Source organism: Spirosoma koreense, from assembly GCF_054777875.1.
Genome location: NZ_BAAHAC010000022.1, coordinates 597,292 through 617,201, shown reverse-complemented (window position 1 = coordinate 617,201; position 19,910 = coordinate 597,292). Strand labels below are relative to the sequence as shown.

The following is a 19,910-nucleotide window of genomic DNA, read 5'->3' as shown; positions in this document are numbered from 1 at the left end:
TTATAATTCATCATTTCCTATCTCATTATTTATCATTCTACGAATGGCATCTTTTCAAATTACGGGCGGGCGTCGGTTAAAAGGCGAACTGATTCCGCAGGGGGCGAAAAACGAAGCCCTGCAAATTCTTTGCGCTGTTCTGCTAACCAAAGAACCGGTTACGATTTATAATATTCCGGGGATTCGCGACGTCAACCAGCTCATCGATCTGCTGGGCGATCTGGGTGTGTGGGTGACCAAAATCGGCGAAGGCGCTTACCGTTTTCAGGCCAGCGACGTCAACCTGGATTACCTCGGCACCGACACTTACAAGCGCAAAGCGGCTGCACTCCGTGGTTCGGTCATGCTGCTCGGCCCCATGCTGGCCCGTTTCAAGACCGGCCGTATCCCGCGGCCCGGTGGCGATAAGATCGGCCGTCGGCGGCTGGATACGCACTTTCTGGGGTTCGAGAAGTTAGGAGCCCAGTTTAATTACGATGCCAACGACGGAGGATATTACCAGGTCGATGCCAGCAATTTACGCGGTACGTACATGCTGCTCGACGAAGCCTCGGTGACGGGTACGGCCAACATTCTGATGGCGGCTGTGATGGCCGAAGGCACCACGACCATTTATAACGCGGCCTGCGAACCCTACCTGCAGCAGCTTTGCAAAATGCTCAATTCGATGGGCGCCAAGATTTCGGGCGTCGGTTCGAATCTACTGACCATCGACGGGGTTTCGGAACTGAAAGGCACCGAACACACCATGCTGCCCGACATGATCGAGATTGGCTCGTTTATTGGCCTGGCTGCCATGACCCAGTCGGAAATAACGATTAAAAACTGCCGGATTCCCGAATTAGGGATCATTCCCGACCAGTTCAAACGGCTGGGGATCCAGATGGAATTTCGGGACGACGACATTTATATTCCGGCGCAGGAGCACTATCAGATCGAGACGTTCCTGGATGGGGGCATGATGACCGTTGCCGATGCGCCCTGGCCTGGCTTCACCCCAGACTTACTCAGCATCGTTCTCGTCACGGCGGTGCAGGCGCAGGGTACGCTGCTGATTCACCAGAAAATGTTTGAAAGCCGGCTGTTCTTCGTAGACAAGCTCATAGACATGGGTGCTCAGATCATCCTCTGCGACCCACACCGGGCTACGGTCGTCGGGCTGAACCGGCAGGTTCCACTGAAAGGCATCCGCATGTCGTCGCCGGATATCCGGGCGGGGGTCGCCCTGCTGATTGCGGCCATGTCGGCGAAAGGAACCAGTATTATCGACAGCATCGAGCAGATCGACCGCGGCTACCAGAACATCGACACCCGCCTAAACGCATTGGGTGCCGAGATCATCCGGTTGTAGAATATAGATACTCCTATCCGTTATTTTTACGCAAGCAAGGGCCGTCATAGTCCTTGCTTGCTTTTTTTAAGAGGTTTAATCTGGCCGTTATAGTCAAAGCGAATAAAATTTACCGGGCTACAAAATCAACTCACAAATTACCAGCACTAAACCTTCTCGTCTAATTTTTGTCTTACATATGTAGCCCACTTAATTCAATAACAGCAAACGCATCCGTTAACACACTATGAAAACAATACAATCCAATCTATCCATCTGGGCCCTGGTTGCCCTGTTGTCCGGAAGTTCTTTAGTAGCTTGTGCCCAGGCCACATCGAGTGGTTCGACGGCCGCCACCAGCGATCCAGCTAAAGCAGCTCTGCTGACCCCCTTACAACAAAGCGTTACCAAACTCAAAAAACTGGCATCTACTGGTGATCCTGACTTCGACTATTCGTTTCAGGCCAAAATTTATACCCAGGGTATTCAGGATTTGCTGAAGCAGGAAATTCAGAACGGCAAAAACCCGGATGTCGTCAACATGGCCAAGGCGATGCTGTCAGCGACCGACTCAGACATGACCCTGATCGATGGTACGATGAAGCAACTGAAGCCGACCCGACCCAACCAGGCCTATACGCAACAACAAAGCCGGAATGTCGAAGCCATAAACCTGAGACTCCAGCAAACCGGTACCAGCGACAAACTGACGAGCGACCTGGACAAAAACTTTACGGCGCTGCTGCTCGATCAACGGCAGGATGGTATCGATATGGCGAATACTTATCTGCAATACGGTAAAAACACGACCCTGCGGGATTATGCCCAGAAGCTGGTTGACAAAGCCAAACAGGAAATCAATACGATAAAGGCGCAACAGCCTAAATAAACAGGCCGGTTTTGCCGGGTAGCAGGAATGGTCGTATATTCAAGCCGACCATTCCTGCATTCATGGAAGTAACGAATACATTTTTGCCGACGGCAGGCGTCGTTGGCCTTCTCCCCATGGTTACGTACTTTTTTCTGGTCGTAGCCATGTTTGTTTTTCTGGGTAATTTCATTTTTGCCCTGGCAACTCAGTCAGCGGTTAGGCCAGCCTACCGCACGGCCCACACCCTGACCGCCTGCGTCGCACTTCTTGCTGTGCTGTCCTACTACCTGCTCCAGGCCGACTACCGCATCCTGCTCACCGAACTGGTTACTCTAACGGATGCCGGCGACCGGCAAACCCTCATCCGGGAAGCGTATAATGCAATGGGTCATTATCGCTATATGAATTGGGCTATAGTGGCTCCTCTACTCCTGATTCAGGCGATTCTCAGGCTAAATCTGCGGACACGTGAGGTTAAACGCTCACTGGCGCTGCTTCTGACAGCGGCTTTTCTCCTGTTCTTTACCAGCTACCTTGGCCATCAGCAGTTGTCGTTCGACAATGAAATCCTGGCTGGACCGAAGGCCATCTGGGGTGTCGTTGCGGCCAGTCTGTTCGGGTTTATCTTCTTCACACTGCAGCGACTCGGCCGGCAGTCCAATGAACCGGTAGCGGCTGGCCAGCAAACGACTTACTCGTCCATCGTCCGGCTGCTTGGTGGTGTCTGGGGCGTTTACCTCATCGGTTATTTTCTGACGTTGACACCTATCGATTTTAACTGGCTTCACTTACTGTTCACACTCGCCGACCTGGCCGGTATCGTCGGCATTGGTTTAACCGTTTATGTAGCCAGTCTGGACGTGTCGAAACCAGAATAGACGCCTTTTATCGCTCAACTCCGGTAAAAAAATGTAGGTCTTTATGGATAACCGGCTCCTGATCAAACTCTGGCTGTTAACGTTCTTATGCTTTTCAGCAAAAGCCCAGAATGGCATCGTGGTCTTTCAATCCGATTTTGGATTGAAAGACGGCGCGGTATCGGCCATGAAAGGCGTAGCGCTGGGCGTGTCGCCAAACCTGAAATTGTTCGATCTCACCCACGACATTCCGGCTTATAACATCTGGGAGGCCGCTTACCGGCTCTACCAGACCGTGCCGTATTACCCGGCCGGTACGGTGTTTGTCTCCGTGTGCGACCCCGGTGTTGGTACGGAGCGCCGTTCGGTTGTGATGCTCACCCGTACGGGGCAGTATATTGTAACGCCCGATAACGGCACCCTGACTCTCCTGGCCGAACACCTGGGTATTCGCGAAATCCGGCAGATCAACGAAGCCATTAACCGGCGAAAAAACTCGAACGAATCATATACCTTTCACGGGCGCGATGTATACGCCTACACGGCCGCCCGGCTGGCTTCTCACACCATCCGCTTCGATCAGGTCGGCCAAAAGCTACGCAACGAAGTTGTTGAACTACCATACCAGAAAGCAACGTACGAACATGGCACCCTGAAAGGGAATATTCCCATACTGGATGTTCAATACGGGAATGTCTGGAGCAACATTCCTAAATCACTGATCGACCGACTGGGAATCAAACCAGGCGCTATGTTGCAGGTCAGGATTTTTCAGAAAGACAAGCTGGTGTATGATAAACCCATTCGGTGGGTCAACACGTTTGGCGAAGCCCCCGTTGGCGAGGACGTCGCGTATATCAATAGTCTGCTGAACTTTTCGGTGGCCGTCAACCAGGGCAATTTTTCGGAAAAATACAAGGTATTCAGTGGCCCGGACTGGACGATCGTCGTCAGTCGGTAGTATAGCTTATCTACCGTCGATCCAGTCGGCAGATAGGCTGGCGATGGCTTCCCACGAGAAGGGCAACCACTTATCGGTGAAACTGTCGTATACTTCCGTGGCAGACTCGCAGGCAAACAGTTTGTAATCGAACTTAGGAAAGTTGCGAACCAGATAGCCGGGATAGTAATACGTTTTTTGCTGCAGACGGGCATAGTTGATTTTCTGTAACATCAGGTATTTTCCCAGGCTTTGTTTACGATAAGCCGGATGGTAAAAATTCATGATGCCCGCAATGGTCTGCGCACCGTTGTCGAAAACGCCCACGGCAATGAGCCGGCCTTGGTCCCGAACCTCGACCATGTAGGTATCGAACAAATTGCGGGTAGCGCCGTCAAGCAGGCAGTTTTCAACAGATTGAGGAGCATCGAAGCTAATAGAGCCGCGATAAAGCGCATACAAGGCTTCGACTTCCTGCGTCAAAGCCAGTGGCTTGACGGCAACCGAATAGGTTTCGTTGATTCGAAGCAGCCTGAGCTGTTTGGTGCCGTAGGTAACCCTGGGGAGTACAATCCGCAACCAGTGTACAGAACAAAGCTTGTCTTCGAAGACCGAAAACTGACAGGTAAAAATATCCTGCTGCATCCGAAAATAGCCTTTGCTCAGGCATAAATCCAGCTTATTTCCTTTCATGGTTCGGTACGTAGTTTCGGCGGCAATTCGGAGCAAACAGCGTATTTAATTCAGCGGAGAAAGCCCGTACGCTGTTTGGATGACCAAGATAAGCAAATTCTTTCAGTGCTAAACGCTCTGCATCGTGCTCAGTTTTCGGTAAAATCCTTCGTCTAGCGACAACAACTCATTATGCCGGCCACGCTCGACGATGCGCCCCTGATTGACGACCAGAATCTCATCGGCGTGCTGAATGGTACTGAGCCGATGGGCGATGACCAGCGTGGTCCGGTTGGCCATCAGGCGAGTCAGCGCTTCCTGAACCAACTTTTCAGACTCGGTATCGAGCGCCGAAGTGGCCTCGTCGAGAATCAGAATCGGCGGATTTTTCAGAATAGCGCGGGCGATGCTGATCCGCTGCCGCTGACCTCCCGACAGTTTGCCGCCCCGGTCGCCGATCAGGGTCTGGTAGCCATCGGGCTGAGCCTCAATAAAATCGTGAGCATTGGCAATGCGGGCAGCCTCCATGACGTCGGCTTCGGAAGCTGTACTGCCAAAAGCAATGTTGTTGAAAATCGTATCGTTGAAAAGGATGCTTTCCTGGGTTACGATGCCCATCTGCTCGCGCAGCGACGCCGTCGTGCCGTCGCGCAGGTCTACCCCATCGATCAGAATCTGGCCAGCAGTTGGGTCGTAGAACCGGGGAATCAGATCGGCAATGGTCGATTTTCCTCCCCCCGACGAGCCCACCAGAGCAATGGTTTTTCCTTTCGGCAGGTCAAAACTGATGTCACGCAACACCGGCGTGTCGGTCGTATAGGCAAAGGACACGCGCTGAACCGAAATCTTATCCTGGAAGGGCTTCAACGTCACGGCACCGGGTTTATCCTGAATCGCAGGTTGTGTATCGATTAGTTCGAGGACGCGCTCACCGGAGGCCAGCCCGCGTTGAGACGCGCTGAAGGCGTTGGAAATATCCTTGGCGGGCCGCGTCACCTGCGAAAAAATAGCGATGTAGGCAATGAACTGGGCGGCTGTCAGGTCCGACTGGCCGCTGAGCACCAGCGAACCGCCATACAGCAGAATACCCGCCACCACGGCCACGCCCATTACTTCTGAAAAGGGAGACGCCAGTTCGCGCCGGTTGGCCAGCGACCGAATGGCAGAACGGTACCCTTCGTTTTCGCGCCGGAATTTATCCAGGATAAATCCTTCGGCCACAAACCCTTTCACCACGCGCATTCCGCCAAAGGTTTCGTCGAGCAGACTGACCAGGCCACTCAGCCGCTGCTGGCCCTCCTGGGCGTCGCGCTTCATGCGTCGAACCAGAGTTGCGATAAAGCCGCCCGAAATCGGAATGACGACAATGGCGAACAGCGTCAGTTTCACCGAAATACTCAGCAGGGCGATGATATAACCGATCAGTAGAAACACTTCTTTCGAAGCCGCCGAGAGCGTATTGGCAATGGAATTCTCGACCTCCTGAACGTCCGTGGTGATGCGGGAGATCAGATTCCCTTTTCGTTCGTTCGAGAAAAAACCCAGGTGAAGGTCAATCGCTCGATGAAACACGGCCTCGCGCAGCCGCGCCACCATGCGGGCTTTGAAGGACTCTAACTGCCGGATCGACAGGTATTTGAACAGGTTACTAACCAGCACCGAGCAGACAATGACCACGCATACGAACTGGAGTGCTCCTACTTTGCCGTGTTCCTGAAACACCTGCGCGAAGTAATAACTAAACGCATCGGTTGGCGACGTCACCAGCGAGGGAGCAGGCTGGCTCAGAAACGCCCGCATCTTTTCGGCATCGACCTTATCGAACAGAATGCTCAGCAGCGGAATCAGGAGGGTAAAATTGAGCACGCCAAACACACTGGCCACGAGCGAGGTCAGCACAAACGGCACCAGAAAGCGACTCAGCGGCTTGGCAAACGAGAGTAATCGGAGGTAAGTTTTCATGCGTAGCGCAAAGATAACCGGGAATGAGTGGATTCAGGAGTTACAGGTTCCGGGTCCCGCAACCGACCGGATGGCTCTTTGCCAGCACAACCCGATTACCTTCCGAATCCGTTCAGTTCGTCCCGGTTATCTTCACCGACTACCGACCAGTGTCTGATACAGTTTCCAGTAGTCTGCGGCTATGTGGGGCCAGCTAAACTCGGCGGCCCGCTTTTTCATCCGCTCCGCCCGCAGCGGATTCTGGGCAAAATCGCGCAGCCCATCGTCGATCGTTTGTGCCATGTGCTCCGGGTCAAAATCCTCGAAGTAATACGCTTCTTTTCCGCCCACCTCGGGCAGGCTGGCCAGTCTGGACACGAAAACCGGCTTTCCAAACGCCATCGCTTCAACGACGGGCAGGCCAAAGCCTTCGGCCAGCGACGGGAATAAAAGAGCAGCGCAGTGGGCGTAGAGCCATACTTTGGTGGCTTCGTCTACCGCGCCGGGCATAACCAGCCGATCGGCCACGCCTAGTTTTTCTGCCTGCTCACGAATATGCCGGGCGTATGGATGGGCATCGGAGCCGGCCAGCACGAGCCGATAATCCGGAAAAGCTTCGAGCATCGGCAACAGGGTATGAACGTTTTTTTTCGGGTGAATAACCCCCAGAAACAGAAAGAACGGTTCATCTGCCAGATTCGGTACAGGTGAGTTCTCAGGCAGTTCAGCCGGTGTCTTTGCCGGATCGACCGCTACGCCGTTGTGGATGACCTGAATCAGTTTGCCAGCTGGAATTTGCAAATGCTCCCTAAGTATAGTTGCCGTATACTGCGAAATAGCGGTCAGGCGGTCCGCCCGATCGACTTTCCGTTGCAGAGTCTGTAGCTTCCGTTTTTTTTTATCTGCCGAATAATCTGCCCGTTCCAGAAAATTCAGATCATGAATGGTCAGTACCAACCGGGCAGGTCCGTTCAGAGCCGGGCGGGGCAGATAAGCCGAATCCTGATGCAGACAGTGCCACAGATCGAACCGGCCCGAAATCCAGATTTTTCGTAACGCCGACGCTTCGATGTACCGTACCTCGTTCCCGAAAATGCCAGCCTGACCGGAGGGTACCAGAAACGTGAGTTGCCAGCCGGGCGGGTGCTGCCGAACGAGTTCCTGGCCCAGATGCAGACACACCTGCCCTAAACCACTATGAAGATCGCGTAATCGTTCGGCGTCGATGAAAAGAGCAGGCATCTGATGGCACAATTTTGACAAAAGTCTGAAATCCTGATCAATTCACGTACATCCTACCACACAGAGTTCGGATATTTGCATTATGACTTTACAGAATGATTTACTGCTCCGCACCGCACGGGGCGAATTGACCGAACGTATACCGGTCTGGATGATGCGTCAGGCGGGGCGCGTGCTTCCTCAATACCGGGTGGTTCGCGAGCGGGCCGGGAGCTTCATTACGCTGGCTAAAACACCCGAACTGGCCGCTGAAGTAACGATTCAGCCGGTAGACGCCTTCGACGTCGATGCCGCCATCATCTTCTCCGACATCCTGGTGATTCCCGAAGCGATGGGATTACCGTATGAAATGGTCGAGAGCCGGGGACCAATTTTTCCGGATACCGTCCGGACCATGGCCGACCTGAGTCGTCTGCGCGTGGCCGATGCCGAAAGCGATCTGGGCTACGTGCTGGATGCCATCAAGCTGACCAAGAAAGAGCTGAACAACCGCGTGCCGCTGATCGGTTTCGCCGGAGCGCCCTTTACCATTTTTTGCTACATGACCGAGGGTAAAGGATCCAAGACGTTTTCGGTCGCCAAAAAACTGCTGTATACCGATCCGGATTTTGCCCACGCGCTGCTGCAACAGATTACCGACAGCACCATTGCGTACTTACAGGCACAGATACGGGCCGGTGCCGATCTGGTGCAGCTCTTCGATTCGTGGGCCGGGATTCTTTCGCCCGAGCAGTACCGGACGTTTTCGCTGCCTTATCTCAAACAGATTTGCGACCTGATAACCGATACGCCCCTGACGGTCTTTGCCAAAGGCGCTTTCTTCGCCCGGCAGGAGATTGGGCAGTTAAGCTGCGACGTAGTGGGACTGGACTGGAATATGGACCCGCACGAGTCGCGGGAATTGATTCCGGACCGGGTTTTGCAGGGTAACCTCGACCCCTGCGTGCTTTACGCCGACTTTGGGCAGATACGAACGGAAGCCAAGCGAATGATCGATGCATTCGGGCATCAACACTACATTGCCAATCTCGGCCATGGGATTTATCCCGATACCGATCCCGACAAGGCACGTTGCTTTGTCGATGCTATAAAAGCGATGTAACGCAATGGCGAACCCATTGCAACAGAAGGCCACCCTTTCATTGTCATTGATGCTGTTAAAGCCCTTTATCCAATAGGATCTTAATGGCCGGTTAAAGCTTGTCATTCCGACGAAGGAGGAATCTTAAGGGTTGATTTACTTTAAGATTCCTCCTTCGTCGGAATGACAAACTAAAGAAAAGCGCGACTGCCCGAAACCGTTACAGATTCTCTTTAGCTTCTTCTCTCAGTTGGGCTTTATTGATGGGCACCACCCCGACGGACTCGCATACCAATCCACCCCCCAGATTCGAGAGTCCGGCAATGATGGAGGGCGGTTGGCGCAGGGCCACGCAGCACGCTGCAATGCTGATCACCGTATCGCCCGCCCCCGATACATCGGCGATTTTACGAATATGCGCCGGAAGCTGACTTTTCTCACCGTTGAAATCAATGTATACGCCCCGCTCCGACAGGGTAATCAAAGCTCCTTTCAGGTTCAGCTGCGTTTTCAGCTGATCGACGGCGGACTGAAATTCCTCGGGGTTATCGACGTCGAAATCAAGTTTTAGCCCCTCCCGTAACTCTTTCAGATTGGGTTTAAAAAGGGTCGTATTCTGGTAGCACAGAAAATTGCGCTTTTTGGGATCGACCACCGTTGGAATCCCCTGCTGGTTGGCAAAATCCGTGATTTCGGTGATGGCCTCTTTGCTTAGTACGCCTTTGTCGTAATCTTCGAAAATAACGACGTGGCAGGTCGGGATCAGCTCTTTGGCTTTGGCTACCAATTTAGCCCGTTCGTCGGCGGTGATGTATTTATCGGTTTCGGTATCTACGCGCACTACCTGCTGCGAGCCGGCAATGATCCGCTCTTTGATGGTGGTTATCCGGTCGGCACTCCGAATGAGGCCATCGCAGTTCAGCCCACGGTCACACAGTTCCTGTTCGAGCTGATCACCTGGCGCGTCGGTACCGATTACCGAACACAGGATCGCTTCGGCCCCCAGCGCCTGTACGTTCAGCAGTACATTTCCGGCCCCACCCAGGCGCACCTCACGCCGGTTGAACCGCACAATGGGTACGGGCGCTTCGGGCGAAATACGCTCGACATGCCCCCATACGTAGGAATCGAGCATGACATCCCCAATGATCAGTACGCGGAGTTTGTCGAACTGGTCGAACAAGTCGTCGAGCGACATGTCCAGCACCATCTGGTCATTGACCGGATTCATAGGCACAGCAAAAGCTTATTGAAAGTACAAAGGAACAAAAAGTGGGGTCTTTTTCCGAAAAGAGCGGTCGGGTTCGAGTAAACGGGGCTTTGCGAATCGGCAAGCGACGTATTTTTCTTCATATATTACTAGTTCTGTCTGGCCATTATTTATTAACATCCAGTACCTTTACGTGAACGTATTTAAGGTCGTAGCAAGCTGCGTCACGCCTGTGAATAAAACGATAGTCGCTTTGTTATTGATGAGTATTTTTCAATTACAAAGTTATTGCAATGCCCAGAGCAGATCGGTTGCTACTTTTACCCTGACGCACTATACCGACGAAAATGGTTTACCTCAGAACAGCATCAAAGGGGTAGCACCCGACAACCTGGGGTTTGTCTGGCTAGGGACCGAAAATGGCCTGGTTCGGTTCGATGGACAGCATTTTTACGCCTTCACTAAATCAAACGCGGCCTTCGCCACCAATCGATTTTATGGTCTACAGCCAAGCCTAAACGATTCGGATGGTATCCGCCGGTCTATCTATGGGGCCGACGAGAAAGGAAATTTTATCCGGCTTCAGGGCGGGTTGGTTACCACCGACACGGCGTACCGAGCCACCATCGAAAGATGGTCCTTTATGAACACCTCCGATCAGCCCGATCAGAAAAACCTGATCTCAGCGGGCCTGCCTAATTATTTACTTACCTTCCCAGGTTATAAACATTACGTTATCCCGATTGGGCGCTACACCGGTTGTTTTTATGTCTGTGAACACCAGCGGGTTACTTTTTACGATCACTGGAAAAAGAAATACTCCGTCAGCCTTACGATCAGAGACTTTCAGCATGTATTCGCCTTAGACCGAAACCTATATTATCGTCAGGCAGATGGCTCCGTTCTTCGGATCAGTCAGGCCGGCGCCACTCCGGTTGCCCTGACCGGCCAGACCGAAATCAATCCGGCCAACGGCACTCTATACTGGAATAATGCATCCAGTCAGGTTTTTCTGTATCGCAACAAAAAACTGTATCAGTTCGACCCCCGGTCTCCGGCTGAACTGTCGATTCGGTTACTACTGGAGGATTTCGATCTGGAGCAGCACAACATTGGACACGTCTACTATGCGTCGGCCAGCAACCGCCTGTTTCTGGGCAGCACGACCGAAGGCCTGTTTGTTCTGGCTGCCCGGCCATTTGAAACTCTGATGGCGACCAACAAACGTTTCGACAACATCTTTTATGCGCAGATTCCGTACGATGCCAACAGTGTCTTGATCCCAAATGGAACCGTGCTGGGCAAAAACCTCCTGACCGGCAAGCGTATCGAAAAAAAATTACCTGCCATGCTGAACAACCCCGCCGACCAGTCGAGTATCCTGATCGATCGGCGGGGAAACATCTGGACCAAACGGACGGATAAATTGATGCAGTTCGATGCTCAGGGCCAGCGCCTGATGCAAACCTGGCCGCTGATCGATGCCTTTCAGCTCTTTCCGGATCAGACCAGAAGTTATATGTGGATTGGCGGAGAGAAAACCGGCTTAAGTCGCATTCATTTGTTGGATTCGCTACCCAGGCCCGTTCGGTTTGGGCCACCTAAAGAGGCTGTTTACTTTTTGTACGAAAATCCCGAAATCCTGCTGGTCGGTACCCGAAAAGGACTCTACCGGGTTGGTGTCACGACCCGCAAAGCACAGCTCATCGCTGGTACACAAACGTTTCACATCCGCAGTGTGTACCACCCCCGGCCCGGCGAAATCTGGTTCACAACCTACGGCGACGGTTTTTTTCTGCTGCTGAAGAATAAACTTACCCGGTTTCCTCTCGATGATAATCAGTATCTGGCTACCAGCCACCATATCTTCGAAGACAACCGGGGTTATTTCTGGATACCTACCAACAAAGGGTTGTTTCAGATGGCCCATCAGGATCTGCTCGACTACGCCCTCGGTAAACGGACCGATCGGCCTTTCTATCTGTACTATACTAAAGAACACGGCTTTTTAACCAACGAATTCAACGGAGGTGGGCAACCCGGTATCGTCCGGCTGGCGAACGGCTACGTCTCGATTCCTTCCCTGCATGGGCTAGTCTGGTTCCGGCCCGAATCGGTTCGGCCAGCGCTGCCGGGGGGGCCTATGCGGCTAGACCGTATCGAGGAGAACGGAAGCCCGATGCCGCTCGAAGGAGACACGATCAGGTTACCGCAGGAACCGCAACAGATTCGTTTTCATCTGACTATGCCTTATTTCGACAACATTAACAACCTGCAGCTAACGTACCAGCTGACCCGGGCAGATGCCTCCGTCCAGTCCGGTGGCTGGATTCGCATCAATCCGCAGGAACCAACCATTCTGCTATCGAGCTTAGCTTCCGGCACGTATCGGCTCGTGGTTCGCAAAATCAACGGATTCGGGGCAAACAACTACGGCTATACCCGATTCGTCGTAACCGTACCTCCGCTCTGGTATCAGACCTGGTGGATGCGCCTGCTCCTGGTGCTGCTGGGTGTTGGAATGGTTTATGGGCTTCTCCGGCTCCGGTTCCGCCAGATTCTTCGGGAAAATCAGAAGCTGGAGGGGCTGGTTACGACCCGAACGGCTAATCTGCAGGCCACGCTGAGTCAGCTGAAGAAATCGGAGCAGGAGCTTAACCGTCAGTTGTATCTTCAGTCCAGGCTCATGGCTTCTATCACGCACGACATTCAGTCGCCACTCTCATTTTTAAGCTATACTGCCCGGCGCGTTCATCAGCTGGTTACGGCTGAGCGGTACGATAATCTGGCTAGGCTAACCAGCAACGTAGCCAGCACGAGCGAACACACCAGCGAATTGCTGAAAGAATTGCTGACCTATACCCGAGCGAAAGTGTACCAACGGCGGGAAGACGCCGAGCTCGTAGACCTGCAAACGCTGGTAGCCAGTCGCTACGATATTTTCAGTAACCTGCTGGCGCAAAAACACAACCGGTTCCAGAATGAGATTCCGCAGGGCGTTACGGTTCGGTCGGATAGCCACCTGCTGGGCATTATTATTCACAACCTGATCGATAATGCCACCAAATACACGGAGCAGGGCCAGATTCGGGCGTATGTAGACCGGGCAGACCAGCAGCTTCACCTGATTATTGCCAATACCGGGTCAGGCATGTCTGCACAGACCATCGACTGGTTCAATGAGCAGAACCAGTCAGAAAGCGTCACCAAGCTCATCGCAACGACCCAGCGCGGAGTAGGCCTACTGATTGTCAAAGAAATAGCGGAACTGATTCAGATAAAAATCTTTGTCGAGCAAACCGAGAACACGGCCGTTCATCTGGTGTTTGCCGACTGAGCCTTCCTTCCCATTCTGTCAACCTTTCTCGGATATGCTTACAGATGCTTGAAGAGGTTTACTTTCTGCATCAGTTCGGTAATGTTGGTCACTTCAAACTTCTCGAAGATTTTCTTGCGGTAAGTGCTGATGGTTGTCGACTTCAGTTTCAGCGTACTCGCAATATCCTTCGTCCATTTCCCCTCGACCAGCAGTTGCAGCACTTTTCGTTCGCCCGGCGACAGGCTCTGTAGGGGGTTGTCGGCCATATTGGGGTGTTTCTGGCCCAGCTTGCTCAACATCAGCTGATTGACTTCACGGCTGACGTATTTGCCCTGATTGAGCAACGATGTGATGGCCACTTCGAACTCAGGGTGAGGTGCGTTTTTCGACAGATATCCATCGGCTCCCGCCCGGATGTAGGGTAAGGCATATATTTTTTCGTCCAGACCAGAATAAATCAGGATCAGAATGCGCGGTATCTTCTCCCGAATCTGCCGGATCATCTGGCTGTTTTCAGAACCGGGCATGTCGATATCGAGCACAATAAGATCTACCTCCTGTTTATCCAGCGCTTCGAGTACGTCCGGAAAGGTTTCGCACAGAATGATGTTAGCATCAGGAAGAATGTCGGTCAGGTAGAGTTCAAGGCCTAATCGGATGATCGTGTGATCGTCAGCAACCAGGATAGTCATGATAAAGCCAGAGTGAGAAAAAGCAGCCAAAAATACAACAAATACCCTATCGAGGTAAATAGAATAAACATGATTGTTTACACAAACAGGCTATTACAAAAAGTATCGAATAATGTTTGTCTTTGATATAGAATAACTACGATCTCTTTATACCATTTATACTAATTAACCCTCAAACTAATACTATAAGAGATATACTAAAAATTCTATGTAACCTATAATTAAATATCTATACACTTTCTGAAAAATACTTTCTACGTTTGAAGGCGATAAGTAACATTAGATTTTACTATAAATCTAATGACATACTAAGCTGAATTTATAAATACTTACAGGCCTAGTAGTACAACTTATTGTCTTTTTAACGGTGCAATTCCTTCTTTTAATCCAATTAACTATCACTCTCAGATCTGCATTTAGTCACATTTTTTGTCTCTTCATTTCTCTTTACAAAACAAAAAGTAACCATGAAAAACGGTCTATTCTCAAAAATCGTTGGCACAGCTTTGTTCGCAGCGATGCTATTTGCCTCCTCTTTTGTGTGGGCGCAGGTAAAAGTTGGTGACAATCCAACGACAATCAACGCCAACTCCGCCCTCGAAGTAGAAAGTACCAATAAAGGTCTGCTGCTGCCCCGGCTGCCCCTGACCCAAACGACAAGCCCAACCCCACTGACCGCACACGTAGCCGGGATGACGGTCTACAATACCGCAACGGCCAACGACGTTGTGCCTGGTTTCTACTACAATGACGGCACCAAATGGGTAGCCACGGTAGGGGCGTCGGCTGATCCTAACTATAACTATACATATGGCAGCGGAGCCCCAACCGGCTCCTGCAACAGCGGTGATTTATATACCGACACGCTCGAAACGAGCCCTACGGTTGGTCAGCAATTCGTTTGTAGTGGCGGGTCCTGGGTAAGCTATACAGCCCCCAACCGGACGGAATTCTACATCAACGGAACGACCAATGACGCCGGTGGCAATAAAGGCGCTTTAATATCCAGAAACAACGGAATCTGGTTGAAAAACCCGAGTTTACCTATGTCGACCTACTTAATTGCCAATGGGGGCATACGCTTGTTCCGGAGCAGCTCACTACCGGCCGCGAATGCACCGTTGACGAACGGGTATATTGACTTCACCAACTCATCCAGTGATCCAAACCCAATGCGGATCGCCATGCGCAGCGATCCGGCTATCGGTGATCTGGCAATTACTATTCAGGATCACGGCACACCAAGAATGACGGTTACACAAGCGGGTCTGGTAGGGGTTGGCCGTTATCCGGGTACGACCTTTGGTGCGTTCGGTCCAGCCCGGATGGAAGTGCAAGGGGTAGTACGAGCCATGTCTGACGGCGGTTTTCCTGGCTTTTACCCAATTATGGCAAACAACGATCCTGACTTACAACCCGTTGTCATCGGACTTCGTAGCCGGGGTACTATTGACGCCCCCACCTTCGTGCAGAGCGGGGATAACATGGGTTTGCTTGCTTTTAGAGACCACCAAAACCATGGTTCCCAAATTCTTGTAGAAGCTACTCAAAACCATACCGCTGCAGCGGCTGGTACCAACCTTTCTTTTTGGACTATACCCAACAATGGTACAGTCACGACTCGACGAATGACGATCGATCACGATGGACAAGTGGGTATAAATACGCCAGCCCCTTTTGCCATGCTTCACGTGAATGGTACCATCAGAGCGGTAGCCGCGGCTTATACAGGTCAGTTATATAATGGAAATTCTTCGCAGGATGGAGCAGAACTGTATTCAGGCGGTGGTGATGCTTACATTGCTGTACAACGGGATGCAGGAGCCAACCTGTATTTAACCAAAACAAACGTTTCGGTTGGCGACCGGTTTGCCGTCTTTGGTGTTAATAGTGCCGTTGTCGGAAGTATTACCCGGATAGCCAGTGGTATTTCCTACAATACTTCTTCGGACATTCGCTTAAAGGAGAACATTAAGGTTACGCGCTATGGCCTGAGCGATCTGATGAAGATTAAAGTAGCCGATTACAACTACAAATCCGACAAAAAGAAAACTCAGACGACTGGTTTCTTAGCCCAGGACCTCTACAAAGCCTATCCAGTAGCAGTAACCATTGGCGGAAAAGATGAGAAGACAAATCCCTGGACAGTCGATTATGGTAAAGTCACTCCGCTAATTGTAAAAGCTGTTCAGGAGCAGCAGGAGCAACTAGAAGCGCTGAAAGCCGAAAACACTCGCTTAAAAGCGCAGGTGGCTGAGATGGCCGCGTTAAAGGCTGAAGTGGCCAGCATCAAATCGCTGCTTGGTGTTAGCCCAGCCACCACCAAGCGCGTCGTCCGTAAATAAGCAGAGAAATCACTTAGCTGACCTTTAGGCCAGTCCCTTCATCGACTCATTCGGGCAGGGGCTTTGCCTACGGCTTTCTCCTTATCATCTCATTGCTAAAAAGCGCTCAAATGAACAAATCCTATAGTCATTCCTCCCGCTGGCAGTGGGCCTGGATGAGTGTCCCACTGCTGGTGGTCCTGCTCATACTAGCGCTCACCGCCCGGGCCCAGCAGGGGAGTCAGGGCAACACCTACATCTTTGGTGGCGCTCAGATGACCTTCTTCGGCACCCATAACTTCCTCACCGGGGGCCAGGGTGCACTGCCGGGCATCATCGGCACGGTCCGCAGCTCACCCTCGGGCGTGCTCAACTTTGCCCCTACGGCTACCACCCACACCGGGGCCAACGACGCTAACCACGTAGATGGCTACGTGCGCAAGCTGGGAACGGGTCCGTTCCTCTTTCCCACCGGCGACAACGGCCATTACGGTCCCTTCGCAGCCGCGGCTGATGGCACCACCGGCGCCTACTTCTTCGTCGATCCCACCAGCGCGGTGACCTCCAACCTGGCCGGGGGCAACTATGCCGTGCTGCCAACGGGCGGGCCGTTCCCATCGGCCACCAAAGCGGCTTCGCTCTCGGCGGTGAGCACCCGGGAGTACTGGGACATCGACGGAGTCAACGCCACGGCCATCACCCTGAGCTGGAGCAGTTCCAGCGCCATCGGTACGCTGACGGGGGGTGACCTGAGCAAGCTGACCGTGGCGGGCTGGGACGGCACCCAGTGGGTGGCCATCCCGTCGGTAGTAGACGGAACATCCGTGCTGGGCGGCAGTTCTTCCCTAACGGCGGGTTCGATCACCACAACGGACTCGTTCGCTCCTGACACCTATACTGCTTATAGCTTCGGCTCCTTAGTTGTCGCCCCCGACCTGACGCCGGTTATCTACGCCCGCCCCTCAACCATCAGCGGTACGAAAGCCATCTCAGTCGTCGTCGATGTCTTCGAGCTGAGTGGCGTGGCTACTTCAGGCACCATCACCCTCAAGCTCAGCAAAGACCCTATGTTCAGCCTGAGCCTAACACCCACGGCTACGACAGTGGGGGGGCGTCCAGTAAGCAACGCAGCCTGGAGCCTATCGGGGCCCAGCGGAGGCTTCTACACGCTGACCACCTCCCAGGTCATCCCGGCCGGAGGAAAGCTCGCCTTCGGGCTGGAAGGCACGCTGACTCCAGGGGCTACTTCCGGTACACTGACCGTCTCGACGGGCATTGTGGCCGGCAGTGGCTCGGAGATCGTCTTCGAAAACAATATGGATGCCGACAAGATCGACTACTTCCAGCAGTAGCCGGTCCTGATCGATTCGATTCATCGACCGGGGTGGCTCTTCTGCCAGAGGGTCACCCCGGTTAACCTCCACCGCTTATGCATTCATGGATACGTTCTTTGGGTAGTCTGGGCCTGTGGGTCCTACTGACCTTGCCCGGCTGGGCCCAAAGGGGCTCCGACCCCGCTGTCACCAGTCGTGATTTACAACCTGCCCCGCTGGCGGGAACAGGATCGCCTTTTTCGATGACGTTCAGTATTGGCAATAACGGGGTCGTACCCATGACCGGAGTGGGTCCCGCTAACAAGATGGGCTTTGGCATCTGTCTGTCCAAATGTGCCCTAAATGCCCCTAGCCCACTGGCTGCCTTGTCGGGGCCCCTACTAGCTTACTTCGACCTTAGCCTTAATCCCGTCACGGGGTGTATCGATGGCCTGCAGAAAGACATCGCCATTCCCGCCAGTACCGTTTTCGACATCTATGTATCGGCGGTGGTCACCGAAGCCTCCTCCGCTACGAGCGTCAATAACATTGGGGCTTCGTGCAACATTGCGCCTAACCCCTCGGCGAATCCCCAGCCGACCGACAACGACTTTGCCTCTGTTTACACCCATACCATATCGCTGGGACTACCCGTAAAGCTGACCGACTTTTCGGCCCAGGCTCAGGCCGACCGCAGCGTGCTGGTCCGCTGGCAGACCAGCTGGGAGGGGGCCAACGGCAAGTTTGTCGTCGAGCGCAGCAAAGACCTGAAAACGTTTGACGTGGTGGGGGAAGTCCTCGATGTGGCCGGTAGCAGTACCAGTCTGAACACCTACCACTTGGTCGATAGCTCTCCTTACCGGGGGCGGAGTTATTACCGGCTGGTGCAAGTCGACCAGTCGGGCAGGGAGCAGACCTTCCCGGCCAGGTGGGTCGAGCTGGAGGGCCGGTACGGGCTGTACCCCAACCCGGTCGTCCGTGGAGCGAGCTTTGTGCTGGAGTTGGATGAGCCCTCTACGGCCGCCATCAGCCTGCACGACAGCCGGGGCGTGGCCGTTGGGCTCCATCGTCAGCCCCTGAGTGAAGTCAGCGTGCAGCTTAAGCCCTTGAATGCTATGCCCAGTGGCGTCTATGTGTTGCAAGTCCAGGAGCGGGCCACCACCCGGCGGCATCGGCTGGTCGTGCCCTAAAAATTACATTATGAAACAGCAAATCGTATCCAGGCCCGTCCGTAAGGTTTACCACAGCCCCCAAGTGCGCAAGCTGGGGCAGGTAGCCCAACTGACGCTTAAGATCGGCTCGGTCAGTGATGGCCTATCGCTACACGTAGGCTAAGACTTTTTCAATAATATACAACCTGAATGAGCTGGCCCGCCCCGAGTCTACGGGCGTAGACTCGGGAGCAGGGCAGCCGTGATACCTACCGCAAACCGATGGAAACCAAGAAGAAACGCAATCGCAACCAGACCCAGCAACGCATTCTTATTGCCTTACAGGCCGTCATTGCCCAACACGGGCTAGAAGGGGCCACTATCAGTCTGGTAGCCGACCAGGCGCAGGTCAGCAAGGTGCTGATCTACCGCTACTTCGGCAGTCTCGACGGGCTGCTGGAAGAATACATCCAGAACGGGCTCCTGTTTCCGCTTCCACCCCAGGGCGATTCCCTTATTGCCCTGCAGGAAGGCGAAATGGCGCAGTTCTGGACGAGCCAGACGCGGCTCCTGTTCCGGCAGTTACGCTCTTCGAAAGCCACCCGTGAGATGCTCAAAGCCGCGCTGACAGGAGACGATGAGGCATCTATCTTATTGAGTCAGACGCAGGATGCCCAGCTCAACCGCTTCGTCGATCAACTACACCTGGAAGGCGATCTGGCGGGCGACGACACCTCCGCAATGTTAAGCATTATACTCGGAGGGCTGTCGTATCTGACCATCATGGCTCATCAGGACCGGCCCATGCTGGGCATCGACCTGCGCAGTGAAGCAGGCTGGCAGCGGGTAGAAACCGCCTTGAAAATACTCTACCGGCATCTGGATAAAAGTCGCACTCATCGCCGGACCAACTCACACACCAGCGAATTAGCCCGTATGGCACTCAGCATGTGGTGACTTAATTTGA

Annotated in this window: 16 protein-coding genes; 11 read left to right on the top strand and 5 right to left on the bottom strand. The window is 53.2% G+C overall.

The genetic code is table 11. The annotated features are described in order from the left end of the window. Window positions 1-43: 43 nt before the first annotated feature. The 4 genes from murA to ACYVC2_RS15970 all read left to right on the top strand — a co-directional run bounded on the left by murA (window position 44) and on the right by ACYVC2_RS15970 (window position 4,019). Complete coding sequence (gene murA, locus ACYVC2_RS15985; protein ID WP_461103444.1) at window positions 44-1,351, top strand: UDP-N-acetylglucosamine 1-carboxyvinyltransferase; 1,308 nt, start codon at window positions 44-46, stop codon at window positions 1,349-1,351. 226 nt (window positions 1,352-1,577) lie between these two features. Beyond that, entirely contained in the window at window positions 1,578-2,219 is a 642-nt protein-coding gene (locus ACYVC2_RS15980) for a DUF305 domain-containing protein (protein ID WP_461103443.1), read from the top strand. 62 nt (window positions 2,220-2,281) lie between these two features. After that, the gene (locus tag ACYVC2_RS15975) at window positions 2,282-3,079 is read left to right on the top strand and encodes a bacteriorhodopsin (protein WP_461103442.1); all 798 of its coding nucleotides are present in this window, start codon (window positions 2,282-2,284) and stop codon (window positions 3,077-3,079) included. Window positions 3,080-3,122: 43 nt separating this feature from the next. Continuing rightward, window positions 3,123-4,019: an SAM hydrolase/SAM-dependent halogenase family protein gene (locus ACYVC2_RS15970; protein WP_461103441.1), complete on the top strand. Its 897-nt coding sequence runs from the start codon at window positions 3,123-3,125 to the stop codon at window positions 4,017-4,019. A gap of 6 nt (window positions 4,020-4,025) precedes the next feature. Here the strand turns inward: ACYVC2_RS15970 and ACYVC2_RS15965 are convergent, their stop codons facing one another. The 3 genes from ACYVC2_RS15965 to ACYVC2_RS15955 all read right to left on the bottom strand — a co-directional run bounded on the left by ACYVC2_RS15965 (window position 4,026) and on the right by ACYVC2_RS15955 (window position 7,853). Beyond that, the gene (locus ACYVC2_RS15965) at window positions 4,026-4,691 is read right to left on the bottom strand and encodes a GNAT family N-acetyltransferase (protein ID WP_461107159.1); all 666 of its coding nucleotides are present in this window, start codon (window positions 4,689-4,691) and stop codon (window positions 4,026-4,028) included. 108 nt (window positions 4,692-4,799) lie between these two features. After that, window positions 4,800-6,632: an ABC transporter ATP-binding protein gene (locus ACYVC2_RS15960; RefSeq protein WP_461103440.1), complete on the bottom strand. Its 1,833-nt coding sequence runs from the start codon at window positions 6,630-6,632 to the stop codon at window positions 4,800-4,802. 132 nt (window positions 6,633-6,764) lie between these two features. Then, a complete protein-coding gene (locus tag ACYVC2_RS15955; protein WP_461103439.1) occupies window positions 6,765-7,853 on the bottom strand; it encodes a glycosyltransferase family 4 protein in 1,089 nt (362 codons plus the stop codon). Window positions 7,854-7,935: 82 nt separating this feature from the next. Between ACYVC2_RS15955 and hemE the strand changes: the two genes are divergently transcribed. Further along, entirely contained in the window at window positions 7,936-8,955 is a 1,020-nt protein-coding gene (hemE, locus tag ACYVC2_RS15950) for a uroporphyrinogen decarboxylase (protein WP_461103438.1), read from the top strand. Between the two features lie 199 nt (window positions 8,956-9,154). Here hemE and ACYVC2_RS15945 read toward each other — a convergent pair whose 3' ends face one another. Then, the gene (locus ACYVC2_RS15945; RefSeq protein WP_461107157.1) at window positions 9,155-10,144 is read right to left on the bottom strand and encodes a bifunctional heptose 7-phosphate kinase/heptose 1-phosphate adenyltransferase; all 990 of its coding nucleotides are present in this window, start codon (window positions 10,142-10,144) and stop codon (window positions 9,155-9,157) included. Between the two features lie 232 nt (window positions 10,145-10,376). Between ACYVC2_RS15945 and ACYVC2_RS15940 the strand changes: the two genes are divergently transcribed. Then, entirely contained in the window at window positions 10,377-13,481 is a 3,105-nt protein-coding gene (locus tag ACYVC2_RS15940; protein WP_461103437.1) for a sensor histidine kinase, read from the top strand. A 38-nt stretch (window positions 13,482-13,519) separates the two neighbouring features. On the opposite strand, the gene ACYVC2_RS15935 is transcribed toward ACYVC2_RS15940, so the two are convergent. Then, the gene (locus tag ACYVC2_RS15935) at window positions 13,520-14,155 is read right to left on the bottom strand and encodes a response regulator (protein WP_461103436.1); all 636 of its coding nucleotides are present in this window, start codon (window positions 14,153-14,155) and stop codon (window positions 13,520-13,522) included. Window positions 14,156-14,622: 467 nt separating this feature from the next. Between ACYVC2_RS15935 and ACYVC2_RS15930 the strand changes: the two genes are divergently transcribed. The 5 genes from ACYVC2_RS15930 (at window position 14,623) to ACYVC2_RS15910 (ending at window position 19,900) form a co-directional block, all read left to right on the top strand. Further along, window positions 14,623-16,500, top strand: a complete 1,878-nt coding sequence (locus tag ACYVC2_RS15930) for a tail fiber domain-containing protein (protein WP_461103435.1) — start codon at window positions 14,623-14,625, stop codon at window positions 16,498-16,500. Window positions 16,501-16,610: 110 nt separating this feature from the next. After that, on the top strand, window positions 16,611-17,831 hold the full coding sequence (locus ACYVC2_RS15925) for a hypothetical protein (protein WP_461103434.1): 1,221 nt from the start codon (window positions 16,611-16,613) through the stop codon (window positions 17,829-17,831). A 77-nt stretch (window positions 17,832-17,908) separates the two neighbouring features. After that, the gene (locus tag ACYVC2_RS15920) at window positions 17,909-18,982 is read left to right on the top strand and encodes a T9SS type A sorting domain-containing protein (protein WP_461103433.1); all 1,074 of its coding nucleotides are present in this window, start codon (window positions 17,909-17,911) and stop codon (window positions 18,980-18,982) included. Between the two features lie 10 nt (window positions 18,983-18,992). Beyond that, complete coding sequence (locus ACYVC2_RS15915; RefSeq protein ID WP_461103432.1) at window positions 18,993-19,127, top strand: hypothetical protein; 135 nt, start codon at window positions 18,993-18,995, stop codon at window positions 19,125-19,127. A 98-nt stretch (window positions 19,128-19,225) separates the two neighbouring features. Continuing rightward, window positions 19,226-19,900 (top strand): TetR/AcrR family transcriptional regulator, encoded by a 675-nt coding sequence (locus ACYVC2_RS15910; protein WP_461103431.1) that lies wholly within the window; start codon window positions 19,226-19,228, stop codon window positions 19,898-19,900. Window positions 19,901-19,910: the final 10 nt, after the last annotated feature.

Excerpts from the sequence above, each read along its gene's own strand:
- ACYVC2_RS15955 (WP_461103439.1), bottom strand. The coding sequence starts at position 7,853 with ATGCCTGCTCTTTTCATCGACGCCGAACGATTACGCGATCTTCATAGT.
- hemE (WP_461103438.1), top strand. The coding sequence starts at position 7,936 with ATGACTTTACAGAATGATTTACTGCTCCGCACCGCACGGGGCGAATTG.
- ACYVC2_RS15925 (WP_461103434.1), top strand. The coding sequence starts at position 16,611 with ATGAACAAATCCTATAGTCATTCCTCCCGCTGGCAGTGGGCCTGGATG.
- ACYVC2_RS15920 (WP_461103433.1), top strand. The coding sequence starts at position 17,909 with ATGCATTCATGGATACGTTCTTTGGGTAGTCTGGGCCTGTGGGTCCTA.
- ACYVC2_RS15965 (WP_461107159.1), bottom strand. The coding sequence starts at position 4,691 with ATGAAAGGAAATAAGCTGGATTTATGCCTGAGCAAAGGCTATTTTCGG.
- ACYVC2_RS15915 (WP_461103432.1), top strand. The coding sequence starts at position 18,993 with ATGAAACAGCAAATCGTATCCAGGCCCGTCCGTAAGGTTTACCACAGC.
- ACYVC2_RS15980 (WP_461103443.1), top strand. The coding sequence starts at position 1,578 with ATGAAAACAATACAATCCAATCTATCCATCTGGGCCCTGGTTGCCCTG.
- ACYVC2_RS15945 (WP_461107157.1), bottom strand. The coding sequence starts at position 10,144 with ATGGTGCTGGACATGTCGCTCGACGACTTGTTCGACCAGTTCGACAAA.
- ACYVC2_RS15975 (WP_461103442.1), top strand. The coding sequence starts at position 2,282 with ATGGAAGTAACGAATACATTTTTGCCGACGGCAGGCGTCGTTGGCCTT.
- ACYVC2_RS15910 (WP_461103431.1), top strand. The coding sequence starts at position 19,226 with ATGGAAACCAAGAAGAAACGCAATCGCAACCAGACCCAGCAACGCATT.
- ACYVC2_RS15960 (WP_461103440.1), bottom strand. The coding sequence starts at position 6,632 with ATGAAAACTTACCTCCGATTACTCTCGTTTGCCAAGCCGCTGAGTCGC.
- murA (WP_461103444.1), top strand. The coding sequence starts at position 44 with ATGGCATCTTTTCAAATTACGGGCGGGCGTCGGTTAAAAGGCGAACTG.
- ACYVC2_RS15970 (WP_461103441.1), top strand. The coding sequence starts at position 3,123 with ATGGATAACCGGCTCCTGATCAAACTCTGGCTGTTAACGTTCTTATGC.
- ACYVC2_RS15930 (WP_461103435.1), top strand. The coding sequence starts at position 14,623 with ATGAAAAACGGTCTATTCTCAAAAATCGTTGGCACAGCTTTGTTCGCA.
- ACYVC2_RS15935 (WP_461103436.1), bottom strand. The coding sequence starts at position 14,155 with ATGACTATCCTGGTTGCTGACGATCACACGATCATCCGATTAGGCCTT.